Here is a 16042-nt window from a genome sequence, read left to right as displayed (position 1 = left end):
TTGGTTCAGGTTTACACACGACCCAGGGCAAAGCCCTTGGCGATGTAGTTGCGGACAAAATAAATCACCAACGCGCCGGGCACGATGGTCAGGATACCGGCAGCGGCCAGTACGCCCCAATCGACGCCAGACGCGCCCTGTGTGCGGGTCATGATCGCGGAAATCGGCTTGGCATCCACCGTTGTCAGGGTGCGGCTGAGCAGCAGTTCGACCCACGAGAACATAAAGCAGAAGAATGCGGCCACACCGATCCCGCTGGCAATCAGCGGTGTGAAGATTTTCACGAAGAACCTGCCGAAGCTGTAGCCGTCGATATAGGCCGTTTCGTCGATCTCTTTCGGCACACCGCGCATGAACCCTTCCAAGATCCACACCGCCAGCGGCACGTTAAACAGAGTGTGCGCCAAGGCCACCGCGATATGTGTGTCAAACAACCCGACCGAGCTGTAAAGCTGGAAGAACGGCAGGGCAAAAACCGCAGGCGGCGCCATCCGATTGGTCAGCAGCCAGAAGAACAGGTGCTTGTCACCCATGAAGTGATAGCGGCTGAACGCATAGGCCGCGGGCAGCGCCACCGCCAGACTGATCACAGTGTTAATCGTCACATAGATGATCGAATTGACATACCCCATATACCAAGCCGGATCGGTCAGGATCGTTTTGTAATTTGCCAGTGTCAGATTGCTGGGGAACAGGGTGAAATCATTCAGGATCTCGGTGTTGGTCTTCAGGCTCATGTTCAAAAGCCAATAGATCGGCAGCAGCATGAAGACGAGGTAAAGCGTCATCACCACAGTGCGGCTGTTGATCCAGCGCGGGACGAAACCGCTTTTGGGTTTGGTGGCTGTCACAGTGGTCATCGCTCAGCCCTCCTGTTTATCAAGGTTGGTCATCACGGTGTAGAACACCCAGCTGACAAGAAGGATCACAAGGAAATACATGATCGAGAAGGCCGCCGCAGGTCCAAGATCGAACTGCCCCAACGCCATTTTAACAAGGTCGATCGACAGCATCGTCGTGGCATTGCCGGGGCCGCCGCCGGTGACGACGAAAGGCTCGGTGTAGATCATGAAACTGTCCATGAAGCGCAGCAGAATGGCGATCATCAAAACACCCATCATCTTGGGCAGCTCGATGAAACGAAACACTTTCCAGCGCGACGCCTGATCAATCTTGGCGGCTTGATAATAGGCATCGGGGATCGACTTCAGCCCGGCAAAGGCCAACAGCGCCACCAGCGACGTCCAGTGCCAGACATCCATCACGATGATCGTGATCCAAGCCGCCACAGTGTCCTGCGTATAGTTGTAGGAAATCCCAAGCGCGTCCAGCGTATAGCCCAGAAGGCCAATGTCGACGCGGCCAAAAATCTGCCAGATGGTGCCGACCACATTCCACGGGATCAACAGAGGCAGCGACATCAGCACAAGACAGAAGCTGGACCAGAACCCGCCCTTGGGCATGTTCAGCGCAACGAAAATGCCCAGCGGAATCTCGATAGCCAGAATGATCGCCGAGAACAACGCCTGCCGTGCAAGCGCATCCCACATCCGGTCCGATTCCAGCATTTCCGAAAACCATTCAAGCCCCGCCCAGAAGAACTGGTTGTTGCCGAACGTATCCTGAACCGAATAGTTCACCACCGTCATCAGCGGCACCACCGCCGAAAAGGCCACCAGAACCAGCACGGGCAATACAAGGAACCACGCCTTTTGATTGACTGTTTTCTGCATCAGACGGCCCCCCCTAAGGTTACATTTTGCACGCCGGACGGCGTGACACGCCAGTCGTTGGCATAGACGTTGACACGACCAGCATCGAAGGTGATGCGGTTCATATCCGCGCCGATTTCTTCACCTTCATTGGCAATGATATTGACGTCGCGGCCAAAGAATTCGGCGCGCACGATCTTGTGGCGCCCGACATCTTCGACCCGGCGTATCTTGATCGGCAGCCCCCCTTCGGACACCAGTCGGGTATATTCCGGGCGCACACCGATCTCGATCTTGCCGTTTTGTGGCGCGTATCCGGCACCCAGCGGGATCTCGACCCCGTCGATCACCGCCTTGTCACCCTGGACCGAGGCTTCTAACAGGTTCATCCCCGGCGAGCCGATGAAGAAGCCAACAAAGGTATGCGCGGGACGTTCGAACAATTCCTCGGGCGTGCCGATCTGCACGACACGGCCATCATACATCACCACCACCTTGTCCGCGAAGGTCAGCGCCTCGGTCTGATCATGCGTGACATAGATCATCGTGTGGCCAAATTCGTGGTGAAGCGATTTCAACTGCGTGCGCAATTCCCACTTCATATGCGGGTCGATCACCGTCAGCGGTTCATCAAATAACAGCGCGTTCACGTCTTCGCGCACCATGCCGCGGCCAAGGCTGATCTTTTGCTTGGCGTCAGCGGTCAAACCACGTGCCTTACGATCCAGTTCGGCCTCCATCCCGATCATCTTGCCGATCTGCTGAACGCGCTGCGCAACATAGCTCGCGTCAGCGCCCCGGTTCTTCAGCGGAAACGCCAGGTTTTCGCGCACTGTCATGGTGTCGTACACCACTGGAAACTGGAACACCTGCGCGATGTTGCGTTCGGCGGTGGGTGCGTGGGTGACATCCTGATCGTTGAACAGGATGCGGCCCTGACTGGGATGCAAAAGCCCGGAAATGATGTTTAGCAGTGTGGACTTGCCGCAACCGGATGACCCCAGCAAGGCATAAGCCTCGCCGTCCACCCAGTCATGGTTCAGCTCCTTCAGCGCATAATCATCTTCGCTTGTTGGGTTGGGCAGATAGGAATGCGCCAGATTATCAAGGGTGATCTTTGCCATTGGTCTGTTCTCCTCAGGCCGCCATCGCATAAGACGCAGGCGCAACCAGATTGCCGCTTTCGTCGAACACATAGACATGAGCCGGGTCGAGATAGACGCTTAGATCAGCGCCAAGTTTCAGGTCATGCACGCCGTGGATCAGACCGACCCAACGCTCGCCATGGTGATCAAGGTGAATGAAAGTCTCGGACCCCGTTAGCTCAGTCACCACCAGCCGTGTCGCAAATTTCAGCGCATTTGCTGTCTGGCTGTGAATTTCCAGATGGTTCGGGCGGAAGCCGGCGGTGTATTTTCCATCGGCAAGATCAGCCAGAGTTCCACTTGCCGTTGCCGATTGACCTTCACCGAACATAAGCTTGCCACCTTCCTTGGTGACCGGCAGAAAGTTCATTGGCGGGTCACTGAACACCCGTGCGGTCGTTGCATCCACCGGCTTGCGATAGACGGTCGGCGTTGGTCCAAATTGAGTGACCCGGCCTTCCCACAGCGTGGCGGTGTTGCCGCCCAGCAAAAGCGCCTCTTCTGGTTCCGTTGTGGCATAGACGAAAATGCTGCCGGCCTCTTCGAAGATCTTCGGAATCTCGATGCGCATTTCTTCGCGCAGCTTGTAATCAAGGTTGGCTAGCGGTTCGTCCAACAGCACAAGCCCTGCATCCTTGACCAGCGCGCGTGCCAGTGCACAACGCTGTTGTTGACCGCCCGACAATTCCAATGGCTTGCGATCCAGCATCGGTGTCAACTGCATCATATCCGCGGATTTCTTGACGGCGGCGTCAACCTCGCTGGCGCTTTTGCCCAACAGACGCAGAGGCGAGGCGATGTTGTCGTAAACCGTCATGGATGGGTAGTTGATGAACTGCTGATACACCATAGCGACCTTGCGGTCTTGCACCCGCATTCCGGTCACATCCTCGCCGTTCCACAGAATGCGGCCTTGATTGGGAACATCCAGCCCGGCCATCAAACGCATCAGACTGGTCTTGCCCGACAGCGTCGGCCCAAGCAGCACATTCATCGTTCCGCTCTGCAGCTCCAGATCGGTCGGATGGATATGCATCTGCCCATCCATGCGTTTTGTGACGCCTTCCAGCTTCAGTGTCATTTTCGTCCTCCGCTAACGCAAGGCCCCCTATCCCGTGGCCCGCGTTTCCCCACTCGTGTCGGCCTTGACCATCCAGTCATCAACGGCCTTAATTTGTTTTTCTGTCATTCGCAGACCCAGCTTGCTGCGTCGCCAAACCACGTCTTCGGCGCGCCGGGCAAATTCCTGCGTGATCATCCAGCGCAGTTCTGTTTCGGTCAGCGTGGCGCCGAAATCTTGTCCCAGATCGGCGACCGATTGTGCCTTGCCCAGTATTTTCCAGGCGTCGGTGCCATAGGCGCGGATCATGCGCTCCGCCCAAAAAGCACCCAAAAAGCCGTAGTCCCGCCGCAAGCGGGCCACCAGGTCCGGCTTCTCGCTCACCTTGAAATCGCCACCCGACAGGGTCACACCGGCTGTCCACTTGCCTGGCAGATCCGGAAAGAACTGACTGACCCTGTCCATCGCCGACTCCGCAAGGCGACGATACGTTGTGATCTTGCCACCAAACACATTCAGCAGCGGCGCGCCGCCTTCCGTATCCACTTTCAACGTATAGTCACGGGTTGCTGCGGTGGCGGAACTGGCCCCGTCATCATAAAGTGGGCGCACGCCGGAATAAGTCCATACGATATCATCGCGGCTGATATCCTGCTTGAAATACTGATTGGCGAAATCGATCAGATAGTCCTGCTCGACCTCGGTGCAAACCGGCTTGATCGACGGGTCTTCATGATCCTGATCGGTGGTGCCGATCAGCGTAAAATCCTGCTCGTACGGGATGGCGAAGATGATCCGCCCATCCGTGCCCTGAAAGAAATAGCACTTGTCGTGATCATAAAGCCGCGGGGTCACGATATGGCTGCCGCGCACCAATCTGACCCCATCCTGCGCATTGCTGCGTACGGCGTTTCTGATGATATTGCCCACCCAAGGACCGCCTGCGTTGATCAGCATCCGCGCATGGAACACCGACGCCTCGCCCGTGGTGCGATCAGACGTTTCGATCCGCCAGTGATCCCCGTCGCGCGTTGCCGCGATAACTTTGGTGCCAACCATGATCTTGGCACCACGATCGAACGCATCTCGGGCGTTCAGGGTCACAAGTCGGGCATCATCCACCCAGCAATCCGAATATTCATAGGCTTTGACAAACCGCCCATCCAAGGGCGCACCTTCCGGTGCTGCGCGCAGGTCGACGGTCGTGGTGCCCGGCAGGATTTTTCGCCCACCAAGGTTGTCATACATGAACAAGCCAAGCCGGATCAGCCAAGCAGGGCGGCGACCGCGTAGCCATGGCATGAAAAAGCTTAGCAGCTTCGAGGTCGGCGTTTCAGCCTCGAACCGCATGTCCTTGTGATAGGGCAGCACAAAGCGCATTGGCCAACTGATATGCGGCATCGCCTTCAGCAGGGTCTCGCGTTCCATCAGCGCCTCGCGCACCAGACGAAACTCGAAATACTCCAGATATCGCAGACCGCCGTGGAACAGTTTGGTTGAGGCCGATGACGTCGCGGAGGCAAGGTCATCCATTTCAGCAAGAACGACCGACATCCCGCGCCCGGAAGCATCCCGCGCAATGCCACACCCATTGATTCCACCACCAATGATGAAAAGATCATAGGTCTTATCGGTGGCATCGGCCGGCATGGTTCCCCCCAAGTTCAGCGTAGGATTTATTTCTAGCATCTTACCTGAATAAAGAAAGCTGAATATTTTCGTTTATGTTCGTATTTTCCAGACCGCTGAAAATAAAGAACATTATCTCGCCTTTTCGCCCACTATGACATGAAGTTCGGCGTCTGATTCCTAAGATTTCTGTGCCCTCCATCAGAAATCCGCCCGAATCAGCGCATCATTTTTCTGATTCGGCGTAAAAGAGCCCAAGACAATTGCGGCTTCGTTCGTTTTCTTGTATTTTCCTTCGGAAACAACAGGAAGCACCTGCGCTCGACCATATGTCCCAAGTTTTTCGCCACTCAGAAATCCTGACCATCGCGCGCCGTGAAGGCAAAGTGACGGTCGAAGGACTGGCGGAACAGTTTGGTGTAACCCTGCAAACCATCCGTCGCGATCTGACCGATCTTGCCGATGAAGGCCGACTGGAACGTGTGCATGGCGGCGCGGTCTTGCCATCAGGCACCACCAATATCGGTTATGAAGAACGCCGCGCCCTGAATGCCGAGGTCAAGCGCAACATCGCAGTCGCCTGTGCCGCGCAAATTCCCGATGATGCATCAGTGTTTCTGAACATCGGCACCAGCACCGAAGCTGTCGCGACTGAACTGCTGGGCCACAAGAACTTGATGGTCGTGACCAACAACATGAACGTGGCCAATATCCTTGTGGCCAATCCCGATTGCGAGATCGTGGTGGTCGGCGGCACCCTGCGCCGGTCCGACGGAGGGCTGGTCGGCAGCCTGACCACAGCAGCAATCAGTCGCTTCAAGTTCGACATCGCGGTGATCGGTTGTTCGGCCATGGATATTGACGGCGACCTACTGGATTTCGACCTTCAAGAGGTGGGCGTAAGCCAGTCCATCATCCGACAGTCGCGCAAGGCGTTTCTGGTTGCTGATGTCTCAAAGCTGACCCGAAAAGCCCCGGCGAAAATCGCATCCCTTTCCGAACTGAATGCATTTTTCACGGACCAACCATTGCCCCCCGACCTCGCCGAAAAATGCCGCGATTGGGGCGTTAGCGTCGTTGTGGCTGACGGTGCGTAAGTCGCACGTCGTGCGCATAGCCACGGCGGTCTGCAAGCAAACCAACAACGACCGCGGTATAAGACCTATTTCAGATGCTCTTCCAGAAGCTTGTCGGGATCAATGCCCCGCTGTTCAGCGCTGGCGCGCACGGCGTTTTGCAGCGCGACGCTTTTCTTTAACAGCGACCGGAACCGCGCGGTATCAAGCACAAGCAAAGACGACGGCGCGATGGCGCGCACTTCCGTGCGGCGCGCGTTCTTGGATAGAATGGCAACCTGTCCAAACATCTCGCCCCGGCCCAAACGCCATTTCTGACCCGCCGTTTCCAACTCAACCGCGCCCGACGCGATGAAGAACACGCCTTTGACGGTGCCATCCTTGCTTAAAATCACGCTCTCCGGATTGGCATACTGGGTCTTCAATGCGCGCCCAAGCTGCTTGACCGCCTTGTCATCAAGATCAGCGAACAGTGGGAACTGCCGGATCAACTCGAAACGTTTCAACGCAATGTCCAGCGGCGGCCGACCTTCGGCTTTATCGCGTCGCTTGGTCAAGTCTTGCATCAGACTCGTATAGACCTCGGCGCCGATCAGTCCATCATCACGCATGGCCGAGTATTCCCGTTCCTCAAGCCGCAATGAAGTGCGTCGAATGAAGCGGCGCTCAAGCTCTTCTGCATAGCCTGGATATTGCAGGCGCAACCCGTCCAACGCAGCTTCGACCATTTCGATCCGCCGGGTCAGCAGTTCGTTCAGAAGATCAGCAACCCGTCTGCCGTGGATACGGCGAATACGCCCGTCGATGAACTCGTCCAAATCACGCAAGATCAATCGTTGCGACAACAGCCGTTCGAAACGGTCAGCGGTCATCCTTACAAGAAAGCCCGAGAAGCCGATTCTGTTGTGAAGCATGACCGCTGTTCGCATGGTCCGACCATACGCGACCGAACGACGCGCTGCACGTTGGTAGCCACTGCGCCCACCCGAGCGCGCACCTTCGATCAAACGATCCGCATCCAGCAGCGTTTGCTCTGCCATGCGGGCCGAGATCGTACGCTCGCGGACACGGGCAATGATGGTATCGCGTTCAAAACCTGCCAGCGCGATCAGTCCAAGGGTAATTCGGTCACGATCTAGGATATCATCGCTGTCTTCGGCAGTCTTAACGGCTTGTTCAAGACGTTCACCGAACACCTTCGCCTCTGACCTGACGACATCATGCGTTAGCGAATAATCTTCGGTCGTGCGGGCCACATCCTCGCGAACGGTTTGAAGGGCGACCGCAACCACCTGCCGGGAAATTGCTTCGTCAATCGGTGACAGTCGATCAAGACCAAGCCGGCTGACGACGGATCGAAGCGTGGTGCCCTGAACAAGCAGGGTGAACAACGTAAACCCCGTGGCGAGGATCCCGACCAGCCGCTTCACCTCGACCGGCACGCGCAGGCTTTCGGTCACCGCCAGCGCCAGCGCCAGCGTGACAGCGCCGCGCAAGCCACCCCAAAGGATGGCCGTTCGATATGGCCGCTCAACCGAAGGAGAGACCCGCAAGAATGTCAGCAGCGGCAGCAGACCGAACAGGATCAAGGCACGCGCCGCAACTGCGGCCAAGACCACCACGCCGATCAGACCGAAATCGCTGATCCGAACATCTTCCAGCAAACGCGGGATCAAAAGCGCCGCCAAGATAAAAATCAACGCACCCGCCCAATGCGCCAGAAGATCCCAGACCTCGCGCAGGTTCTTCCATGCCTGCGGCGGCAAACGGCCCGGACCGGTCAGGTTCAGGGTCAACCCCGCGGCCACAACCGCAATCACGCCCGATGCACCAATACTTTGTTCAGCGACGATATAGGCAAGATAGGGCAACGCTACCGACACAGAAATCAGCGCAAGCTCGTGCGAGCTGAACAGCGCCATAATCCAAACCCCTATGCGGGCCGCCAACCAGCCCGTCACCGCGCCACCCAGAATAAGGACAGGAAACTGCGCAAGCGCATCGCCAAGTTTGGGGTCCGGAACGCCCAGCATCACAAACCCCGAAAACAAGCCAAAAAGCGCGATGGCTGCGGCATCGTTCAGAAGGCTTTCCCCTTCGATGATCCGCGACAGACGGCGCGGGGCCGAGATCGAGCGAAAGATCGAGACAACCGCCGATGGATCAGTCGTCGATACGATCGCGCCGATCAAAAGACACGCCGCCAAAGGCAAGGCGCTGGTCCACGATAACGCATACCCTACGCTTAGCGTGGCAACGACCACCGCGACGACCGCAAGCACCATGATGGGCACCCAATCATCAAGCATCCGGCGAAGATTCATGCCCAATGTGGCTTGGAAAAGAAGGGTTGGCAGGAACACATACAAAAAGACATTGGACCGGATCGGCAGGTTGATGATCGCTTCCGCCACAGGGTTCAGCGCATCCGTCAGGTCCGTACGCAAAAAGAAAATCGCACAGAACCCGATTAGAATGCCTAGGAGAGCAAGAATGGCGCTGTAAGGCAGGCGCAGACGTGCGGCCAGCGGCTCTGCCACGCCAATGACAACAAAAAGCGACGCAATAACAGTCGTGACTATGACAATATCCATAGGATGTAACTATCTGACTTTTCAGGTCGCAGGAACGATTCTGGAATAAAATTTTCGGGATACCACACGCCATAGATCGCGATTTCATCGAAATCGGCAAGATGCGCTATCATCGACGGATATTGATGATTCTTTTTTCAGGAGGCCGGATTTATGAGGGCCGCATTTATTGCATCTGTGCTGTTGCTTCTAGCTGCGTGTCAGCTTGAATCGGACACGCCGCTTTTGGACAGCTCGACAGGTCAGAAAATCTATGGCGACCATTTCTTTCTTTTGGCTTCAAACCCGAACGGAGGTGTCCAGCTTGATAAAAACGGAACTGCGGGCGTGATGGAGTTGCGCTACAGAAATGGCGCCTTTTCGGATTATCCAGTTGATGCGGCGAATGGGTTTACCATTTCATTTCATCCAATCGAAGGTCTTGACGATCTTCAGATCGCACAATTTGTGCCGAAAAAAGCGGGCTCAGCAACGATATACCTCGCGACCCGCGCGACAGCAGACGCGTTGTACTTCAGCACGATTGATCTTGACGAAACCACTTTGGCGGCTTTGAAAAATAACGGAATTGATGTCGGGAAAAATGGAAGCAACCACAAGGTCACGTCTCGCGATCAGCTGAACGAGGTCGTTCGGCTTTGGTCACAGATCAATTTGCGCGAGCTCGAAAACCTTGGAAAACCTGGCGCGAAATACACCAGCGGGCGGTTCTTCGTCGATATCGGAACGGGTGATGGATTGAGCGCCCGCGCCATCGCGGCTGAATGTCTGGCTCTTGCCGGCCATGGCGAAGACCCCTCAGTGCAAAAGATGGATAAAAAGTGGCGGTCAGGAAAACCTATCGCGGAAATCGACACAGAACGCGCCCTGCCCGTCTGTCAGGCCGCTGCCCAGAAAGAAGGCAGTGCGTCTGTCCGATATGCTCTGGCCCGCGTGCATGAAGCAAATAAGGATTACCATCTGGCCGAACGTCTGTTGCCTGATCTGATCGCAGACGATTTCCCACTGGCATATGTCTTGGGCGCTGAACACCTTGTTTACGGGAACGGAGTCACAAAGAACCCAGCCGCCGCGCGCGCTTTGTTGATAGAGCCGGCGTCCCGCAAACTGGCCATGCCCGCCTATCTTTTGGGGATATACGAGCTGAACGGCACGCTGGGAAAAGCCGACCCCGAAGCGGCCGAACGGTGGCTAAGCATCGCGGCGGACAAAGGGGTCAGCGAAGCGCAGTATCAGCTGGGCATGCTGGTGTATCGTGATCCGAACAATGCCGCCGAGGCCTATAGGCATTTTCGTAACGCGGCCGATCAGGGTCATGCGCAAGGTGCGTATCAGGCCGGATACGCCCTGTATTTCGGCAAAGGCATCACAAAGGATCAAAAGCTCGCTTATCGTGATCTTCACGCCGCCGCAAAGCAGGACGTTGCCTGGGCGCAATACTTCGTGGGCTTCATGCAAGCGCGCGGTCAGGGCACCACCAAGAACGAGAAAAAAGCCGTGGGCTGGTTCCGCAAGGCGCATGACGCAGACCTGTTTGCCGCCACGGGCGAGCTGGGACGGATGATCTATTACGGGCTTGGCGTCACTGCCGATAAAGCCGAGGGCCGCAAACTATTGGAAAGCGCGGCGCAGCAAGGCGACAAGAACGCCGCCACCTATCTGGCCGCCATAAAATCCGCGACCTCGGAAACACCCGCGCAGAAATATAACGTGCCAAACGACCGCGCGGATGATGTGAACCGTCTGGCGGCGGGCAAACCCTTCAATCTGACCGAACAGAACCTGCCCTTTATGACCGGTCTTGCCTCGGACCTGATGGAGCGATGCGGCGCGCCGTCGGACGACTTCGCTCTCAGGGCTGAACTGGCCGCGTTCATTGCCAGCTCATCAATGGGGAACATCATGGGGTTTGATTACTCGAATCCCAATCTGGGCGAGATGATGGGATCAATGGGTCGCAGTCAGGCAGCTATGGTCGCGGGCGTGATGTTTGCTCGCCAGTTGCCATGTGGGGCTGCGGCCAACCAGTTCGCCAGTGGCATCGCCAAAGCCTTGCAGTCCAACGCACGTGGTGCCGATGGCGGCCTGTCCGTCTTTGTAAAGTCATGCACACCGCATTTCGATCAACGCCGCTGTTCTTGTCTGGCCAATATCGGGCGACAGGCGATCCCCAACATCCACAGGCAGAACTACAACCGCCGCCTGATCAAGCAGATCATCGAACGCAACCCGCTTTTGGGCTTCCAGATCGGGATTGCCTGCCAGATCGGAAACTACTGACTGCTTTACCCGACGCGGTCTCGGTATCTGAATATCCGTTGCCATAAGTCATTCACCTGAGGCAACATGATCCGAAAGACCTATTTTAGATGAGGGGATGATTTTATGAAGAAGTATCTGGCCATTGGCCTGTTTGCCACGCTGTTGCCCACTGTATTAAGCGCCCAGAAAATCGACATCGACGCCATCAAATCCCAAGCCGAAACCGATGCCAACGAATTTGCCGAACTGCGTGCGCTGCTGCGCAATGAAGATGCCAACATACGGCTGGCGGCCTTTGACGCGATGGTAACGCATGGCGATCCGTCGCTGTATGAAATCGCAACCTCCATGGCAATCGCAGATGTCGACGAGATCGTTCGCGCGCGTGCACTTTGGGAAATTCTCAGCCGCCTGCGCACCATGGCCATCCTTGTGGATCCCGAGGGTGAAGTGCAATCTGATGAAGCCCGCAAATCGCTTGAAAAGGCGTATCAAGGCCGGATGAGCTTTCAGGTCGGCAATGCCATCAAGGATGAGAATTGCGTCAATCTCTACTACAAAAAGGAAAACTGCGTTCCGGGCTATAATCTTACAGTCAACGGCACGCGAATAAACTTTGTGTATCAAAATCAAAACCTTGATGGAACACTGAAACTCGACGGCGATGGTGCGCTTCGTGGCATGTTCCGCAACACCCGTTTTCAGATCGAATTTCCGGTGGAAATCCCGCTGAGGTAAATCGCGCTATTTTGCGTCGGTCACGGTGACCGATGAGATTTCGATTGGCTTGTCTGCTGACCAGGCCGAAAGGATGCGCACCCGCACCCGGCGCACCAAAGTGTTCATCGCAACGGACAAGGGCGCACCCGGTGTCATCTCGACCGAAGTGAACGAACGAAAATCTGCCGGTCCCCTGCGCGACCGGTCCACATCAATCACAACTTTTCGGGGTGTGGTCGCGGTGTTTTCATCCGTCGGCCCGGCCAGCACCAGTTCACGCACGCCGACATTGCCGACCTTGGACAGTTCCAGCACGAAGGACACGGACCCGGACACCGGATGCGCACGGAAAGGCGCAGTTCCCGTGGCCAGCCCTGTGGGTGGCAGCGCCTGATCCGCCAGCTTGCCTGTCCATTCCGTGATGGTGAACGGCAGCCCGTCTGACACCGCATCCTTGGGCGCACTTTCGTTCAGCGCTCCGAAACTGCCACTGGCAAACCAACGCGTCAGCGGCAAGGTGATCTCTTCCATCCTAAGCGCACGAACAGATGTGGCATCGGGTGCGGTGACAACCATGCCAACCGGTGTATCGTCGATGTAAAGAATGGCACCGCTTGTGCCCTGATACACTTCGCGCGTTTCACCTGCCGCCGTATCGGTCGAGGCATAGATGTATTGATACAACCCACTCGCCACGCCTTCGGTTTCAGCAGCCCACGCGATGCGATCAATGCGCATGGCCAACCGCTCCAACCCGCCTTGGGGATTGACCCGTTCCAATACGGCATTGCGCGACCCGTTCAACAAACGCGCCGTGTCCCGTGGCAGTTTCGAAAAGGGTTGAGTGCACCGTTCGCTGGCACTACCCCGCACCAGCGCCAAGGCAAAATCTGCTTCCGTCCGACGAAAGAAAACCGTTCCTATTCCGGCCGCCTGCGGGGACGAAGTAAACAGATTAAGGACCGGCCCGTCCTTGTGCACATGGGACGGGAACACGACATAGCAATTCCCAAGATGACGCAGCAACAAACCTTGTCCCAAACCCTCTTTCAGGGCGACAGATTCTGCATTGGCCGCAAACGGCAGCACAAGCGCGAAGATAAGGATACGAAATGCTGACACGTTTTACCCGATTGGCTATAGTTGGATCGACGGTACAGAAGGCGGGACTTCATGGTCAACTCAAAGGTCATCATGCTGGCATGTGGGCTTGCAACCTGCACCACACATGCATTTGCGGCCGACCGGCTGGTGCTGGTCAATCTCAAGGATGAAATGCTGCCCGAACCGCGTGTCACCGCCGAAGCGGTGTTCGTCGGATTGGTTCGGCCAACCATCAATGCCAGAGACCAAGCGGGCAGAGAGACCATTCTTGCCGCCCTGCCCCCAAATGCGCGATCCACTGATGTCTGCGTGCGTGTCACCACCGAGGATGGGCGTTATTTCGGAAATGCCCGCTACAGCGCCGAGGCCGGAGGCGACAGCCCCATGACGCTGATGGATTATGTGCCGCTGCGGCCCGAGCTGCGGGATTACGAAGATGCCGAGATTGCCGTGCTGGCCTTTCCCTGCAGCGCCGACTCTGCCCTGACCAATGTCGCCGTCGCATCATGGCGGGCTGACGATACTGATGATCTGGGCCAGACTGTTACCGTGCTTGTGAACTCTTTTCGGGCGGACGAAGCCTTTTTGATCGTCAACGATGCAAATCAGGTGACCTGCACGCCAACCGCAGGCGGCGAACGTGCGGCTTTCGACTTCAGCTGTGACATCGACGTGTCCGAGATCAAAGGTGGCGCACGCATCGCGCTTTATCGAATGCGCGGAACAAGCATCGACCCCGAAGTTGCCATCAACGTCGTTGGCTGGGAATGAGCGGTCAGGTCGCGAAAGGTGTGGGTGTTCGACAGACGCTGCGGCGGATCAAGGCGCTGATCCAAGCCGCACAAGGGCGCCTGCCCTTTTTGCTGACCTTGATCGGCGTCCCCATCCTGATCGTGCTGAGCTACTCATTTCCATTGGGGCAGGTATATCTGGTCGAAGCGCGCACGCTAGGGGCCCGGATTACAGTCACCGGGCCAGACGCGGTCTGGAAACTGCCGAACGCTACGCTCTGCTCCGATCGTGGGGCCAACAAGGACATCAGGCTTGCCACCAATTGGACGGGCACAGGATGCAATCCGGGCCTGTTTGAAATCAACGACCTGACCGGTACGGAAATACGGATGCCGTCCGGAGTTCAAATCCAATTGCGTGCCGAATCTGATGGCTCGGCTTTACTCCGTCGGCTTTCAGATCGACCTGATCAGACGAAGGCAGGTTCAAGTGGGGTTCGCCTGACCGATCAGCACAATTGGACCCCCGGATCCCTTCTGCGGATCGAACCGACGAACTGGCAGCGTGTCACGCTGCTTGAGTTTGCAGGCGACGTCGAGATTGGACAAGAGACCGGATCGGGGGCCAATGCCTATCTGATCGAAGGACGGTATGAAGTGCGCGAACATTTCCTGCGCCAATACCGCCCGTGGGGCACCACCAGCGCCGAGCCTACGACAGTGGTGACCGGCACGCTTTATCGCGGCGACCGTGTGGCGTTTCACAAACCAACCAAGGAAAACACGTCCGCCCTGTCTGTACTTGCGACCGGGTTCATTGCCCCGAATCTGGATCTGACTCCGGGGTTCAGCATCGTGGCCTCAAGCAGCTTGGAGCACAAACAGGCGCAATTGCGCATCAAGAGCTTCGGGACCCGCGAAACACAGGTCACGCCAACATGGATCGACCGCGCCCTGCGCGACCCGTTGCTGTTGGCCCTGACCGCAATTCTAGGTTTCGCCGTGACAGCCCTGACACTGGTGGTTGAGATAAAGAAGATCTCGTTCAGGGGACGTGGTCAGTAACACGCAGGCATTTTTTGACGCGTCCGAGTGCCTCTATCCGCTAAACAACACCAAAGCCTTGCGCCGATCCCCCTGCCCCACCACAAGATACAGTCGTACCAGACACTCTCCGGCAAAACGGCAACATTCTCAGATGTTTCATGGCCGCGCGTCCTGACCGACGATGGTATCTGGGATATGGTTCTAATATAGCCTCTGACGGAATTGCTCAAATATCCCGGTATCGGGCTGCATTCTCATTACGGCGCTTTATGTCCCTATTTGCAGAACAAACCGCCGCCTCTTATGGAAATCAGTAATGTCCAATAATCTTAAATTATCAGACATGATAAGTTAACACGCCCGGCACCACCTCATACGCCGTCGATCAGGATATCCAGCGCGCGCTTCAGGGTGTCCCTGTGCTCTGACAACGACCCGATGGGTTGATGCAACTCTGCCCCGGGAACTGCGGCAAGCTCCTGCACCCGGACAATCCAACGGGCGCCGTCCACGTCCACCAATGGGGTCAGCCCGGGAAACGCGGTATACCGCCCTGCCTCGCGCAGCGGGGCCACAATACGCGACGCCTCGATCCCGATCAGGTCGGTTTGCAGGTCCACCACAAGCTGCCCATTGCTCAGGCGATACAAGTCGAACTGTGCCATACCAATCTACGTCTAGAAGCTGCGAAACTTGGTCAGCGGCAGCCCATCGCGGGCCACCTCTTCGGCATAGCTGTTGATGGCAGCTTTGTTTTCGTCGCGCCATTTGCGATTACGCTCGATCTTCGCGGCTTCGGAAATTGCGGCCTCGGCCAGTCGCGACATGTTCAGACCAAGCGCGCGCGCCGTGTCCGCCACATCTGCGTCAAGTGTCAGGTTTACCTTCACGCGACCCATTTCGGCCTCCTCCATCATGCGTATAAATTAAGAGTATAGACAGCACTTCCTCTCCACGCAAGA

General features: G+C 56.7%; 14 protein-coding genes. 5 read left to right on the top strand and 9 right to left on the bottom strand.

Annotation, left to right across the window (positions count from 1 at the left end):
• Positions 1-11 precede the first annotated feature (11 nt).
• Genes MWU51_RS15680 through glpD form a run of 5 tightly spaced genes read right to left on the bottom strand, consistent with a single transcriptional unit; the run spans position 12 to position 5567 of the window.
• Entirely contained in the window at positions 12-860 is an 849-nt protein-coding gene (locus tag MWU51_RS15680) for a carbohydrate ABC transporter permease (RefSeq protein WP_247039035.1), read from the bottom strand.
• A gap of 3 nt (positions 861-863) precedes the next feature.
• Positions 864-1733, bottom strand: a complete 870-nt coding sequence (locus tag MWU51_RS15675) for a sugar ABC transporter permease (RefSeq protein WP_247039033.1) — start codon at positions 1731-1733, stop codon at positions 864-866.
• On the bottom strand, positions 1733-2836 hold the full coding sequence (locus MWU51_RS15670) for an ABC transporter ATP-binding protein (RefSeq protein ID WP_247039031.1): 1104 nt from the start codon (positions 2834-2836) through the stop codon (positions 1733-1735). Before MWU51_RS15670 ends, MWU51_RS15675 begins: the two co-directional genes overlap by 1 nt.
• A 13-nt stretch (positions 2837-2849) precedes the next feature.
• A complete protein-coding gene (locus MWU51_RS15665; RefSeq protein ID WP_247039029.1) occupies positions 2850-3938 on the bottom strand; it encodes an ABC transporter ATP-binding protein in 1089 nt (362 codons plus the stop codon).
• 27 nt (positions 3939-3965) lie between these two features.
• The gene (gene glpD, locus MWU51_RS15660) at positions 3966-5567 is read right to left on the bottom strand and encodes a glycerol-3-phosphate dehydrogenase (RefSeq protein ID WP_247039027.1); all 1602 of its coding nucleotides are present in this window, start codon (positions 5565-5567) and stop codon (positions 3966-3968) included.
• 308 nt (positions 5568-5875) lie between these two features.
• Between glpD and MWU51_RS15655 the strand changes: the two genes are divergently transcribed.
• Positions 5876-6643 (top strand): DeoR/GlpR family DNA-binding transcription regulator, encoded by a 768-nt coding sequence (locus MWU51_RS15655; protein WP_247039025.1) that lies wholly within the window; start codon positions 5876-5878, stop codon positions 6641-6643.
• A 65-nt stretch (positions 6644-6708) separates the two neighbouring features.
• Here MWU51_RS15655 and MWU51_RS15650 read toward each other — a convergent pair whose 3' ends face one another.
• Positions 6709-9216, bottom strand: a complete 2508-nt coding sequence (locus tag MWU51_RS15650; RefSeq protein ID WP_247039023.1) for a cation:proton antiporter — start codon at positions 9214-9216, stop codon at positions 6709-6711.
• A 153-nt stretch (positions 9217-9369) separates the two neighbouring features.
• Here MWU51_RS15650 and MWU51_RS15645 point away from each other — a divergent pair, with 153 nt between their 5' ends.
• Both MWU51_RS15645 and MWU51_RS15640 read left to right on the top strand, forming a co-directional pair.
• Positions 9370-11496: a tetratricopeptide repeat protein gene (locus MWU51_RS15645; protein ID WP_247039021.1), complete on the top strand. Its 2127-nt coding sequence runs from the start codon at positions 9370-9372 to the stop codon at positions 11494-11496.
• 105 nt (positions 11497-11601) lie between these two features.
• On the top strand, positions 11602-12216 hold the full coding sequence (locus tag MWU51_RS15640; RefSeq protein WP_247039019.1) for a HEAT repeat domain-containing protein: 615 nt from the start codon (positions 11602-11604) through the stop codon (positions 12214-12216).
• Between the two features lie 6 nt (positions 12217-12222).
• Here MWU51_RS15640 and MWU51_RS15635 read toward each other — a convergent pair whose 3' ends face one another.
• A complete protein-coding gene (locus MWU51_RS15635) occupies positions 12223-13320 on the bottom strand; it encodes a hypothetical protein (protein WP_247039018.1) in 1098 nt (365 codons plus the stop codon).
• A 51-nt stretch (positions 13321-13371) separates the two neighbouring features.
• On the opposite strand from MWU51_RS15635, the gene MWU51_RS15630 reads away from it, so the two are divergent.
• On the top strand, positions 13372-14073 hold the full coding sequence (locus MWU51_RS15630; RefSeq protein WP_247039016.1) for a hypothetical protein: 702 nt from the start codon (positions 13372-13374) through the stop codon (positions 14071-14073).
• Positions 14070-15098: a hypothetical protein gene (locus MWU51_RS15625; protein ID WP_247039014.1), complete on the top strand. Its 1029-nt coding sequence runs from the start codon at positions 14070-14072 to the stop codon at positions 15096-15098. The genes MWU51_RS15630 and MWU51_RS15625 overlap by 4 nt, the downstream gene beginning before the upstream one ends.
• A 353-nt stretch (positions 15099-15451) precedes the next feature.
• Here the strand turns inward: MWU51_RS15625 and MWU51_RS15620 are convergent, their stop codons facing one another.
• Together MWU51_RS15620 and MWU51_RS15615 are read right to left on the bottom strand one after the other, a co-directional pair.
• Positions 15452-15745 carry a CcdB family protein gene (locus MWU51_RS15620; protein WP_247039012.1) on the bottom strand — a complete coding sequence of 98 codons (294 nt, stop codon included), beginning with the start codon at positions 15743-15745 and terminating at the stop codon, positions 15452-15454.
• A 12-nt stretch (positions 15746-15757) separates the two neighbouring features.
• Positions 15758-15979, bottom strand: a complete 222-nt coding sequence (locus tag MWU51_RS15615) for a type II toxin-antitoxin system CcdA family antitoxin (RefSeq protein ID WP_247039010.1) — start codon at positions 15977-15979, stop codon at positions 15758-15760.
• Positions 15980-16042: the final 63 nt, after the last annotated feature.

Source organism: Aliiroseovarius sp. F47248L (assembly GCF_023016085.1).
Classification (GTDB): Bacteria; Pseudomonadota; Alphaproteobacteria; order Rhodobacterales; family Rhodobacteraceae; genus Aliiroseovarius.
This window is presented reverse-complemented; position numbering and strand designations above follow the sequence as displayed.

Bases quoted from the DNA above. Each gene is read 5' to 3' on its own strand.
- MWU51_RS15680 (WP_247039035.1), bottom strand. From the start codon at position 860: ATGACCACTGTGACAGCCACCAAACCCAAAAGCGGTTTCGTCCCGCGC.
- MWU51_RS15675 (WP_247039033.1), bottom strand. From the start codon at position 1,733: ATGCAGAAAACAGTCAATCAAAAGGCGTGGTTCCTTGTATTGCCCGTG.
- MWU51_RS15670 (WP_247039031.1), bottom strand. From the start codon at position 2,836: ATGGCAAAGATCACCCTTGATAATCTGGCGCATTCCTATCTGCCCAAC.
- MWU51_RS15665 (WP_247039029.1), bottom strand. From the start codon at position 3,938: ATGACACTGAAGCTGGAAGGCGTCACAAAACGCATGGATGGGCAGATG.
- glpD (WP_247039027.1), bottom strand. From the start codon at position 5,567: ATGCCGGCCGATGCCACCGATAAGACCTATGATCTTTTCATCATTGGT.
- MWU51_RS15655 (WP_247039025.1), top strand. From the start codon at position 5,876: ATGTCCCAAGTTTTTCGCCACTCAGAAATCCTGACCATCGCGCGCCGT.
- MWU51_RS15650 (WP_247039023.1), bottom strand. From the start codon at position 9,216: ATGGATATTGTCATAGTCACGACTGTTATTGCGTCGCTTTTTGTTGTC.
- MWU51_RS15645 (WP_247039021.1), top strand. From the start codon at position 9,370: ATGAGGGCCGCATTTATTGCATCTGTGCTGTTGCTTCTAGCTGCGTGT.
- MWU51_RS15640 (WP_247039019.1), top strand. From the start codon at position 11,602: ATGAAGAAGTATCTGGCCATTGGCCTGTTTGCCACGCTGTTGCCCACT.
- MWU51_RS15630 (WP_247039016.1), top strand. From the start codon at position 13,372: ATGGTCAACTCAAAGGTCATCATGCTGGCATGTGGGCTTGCAACCTGC.
- MWU51_RS15625 (WP_247039014.1), top strand. From the start codon at position 14,070: ATGAGCGGTCAGGTCGCGAAAGGTGTGGGTGTTCGACAGACGCTGCGG.
- MWU51_RS15620 (WP_247039012.1), bottom strand. From the start codon at position 15,745: ATGGCACAGTTCGACTTGTATCGCCTGAGCAATGGGCAGCTTGTGGTG.
- MWU51_RS15615 (WP_247039010.1), bottom strand. From the start codon at position 15,979: ATGGGTCGCGTGAAGGTAAACCTGACACTTGACGCAGATGTGGCGGAC.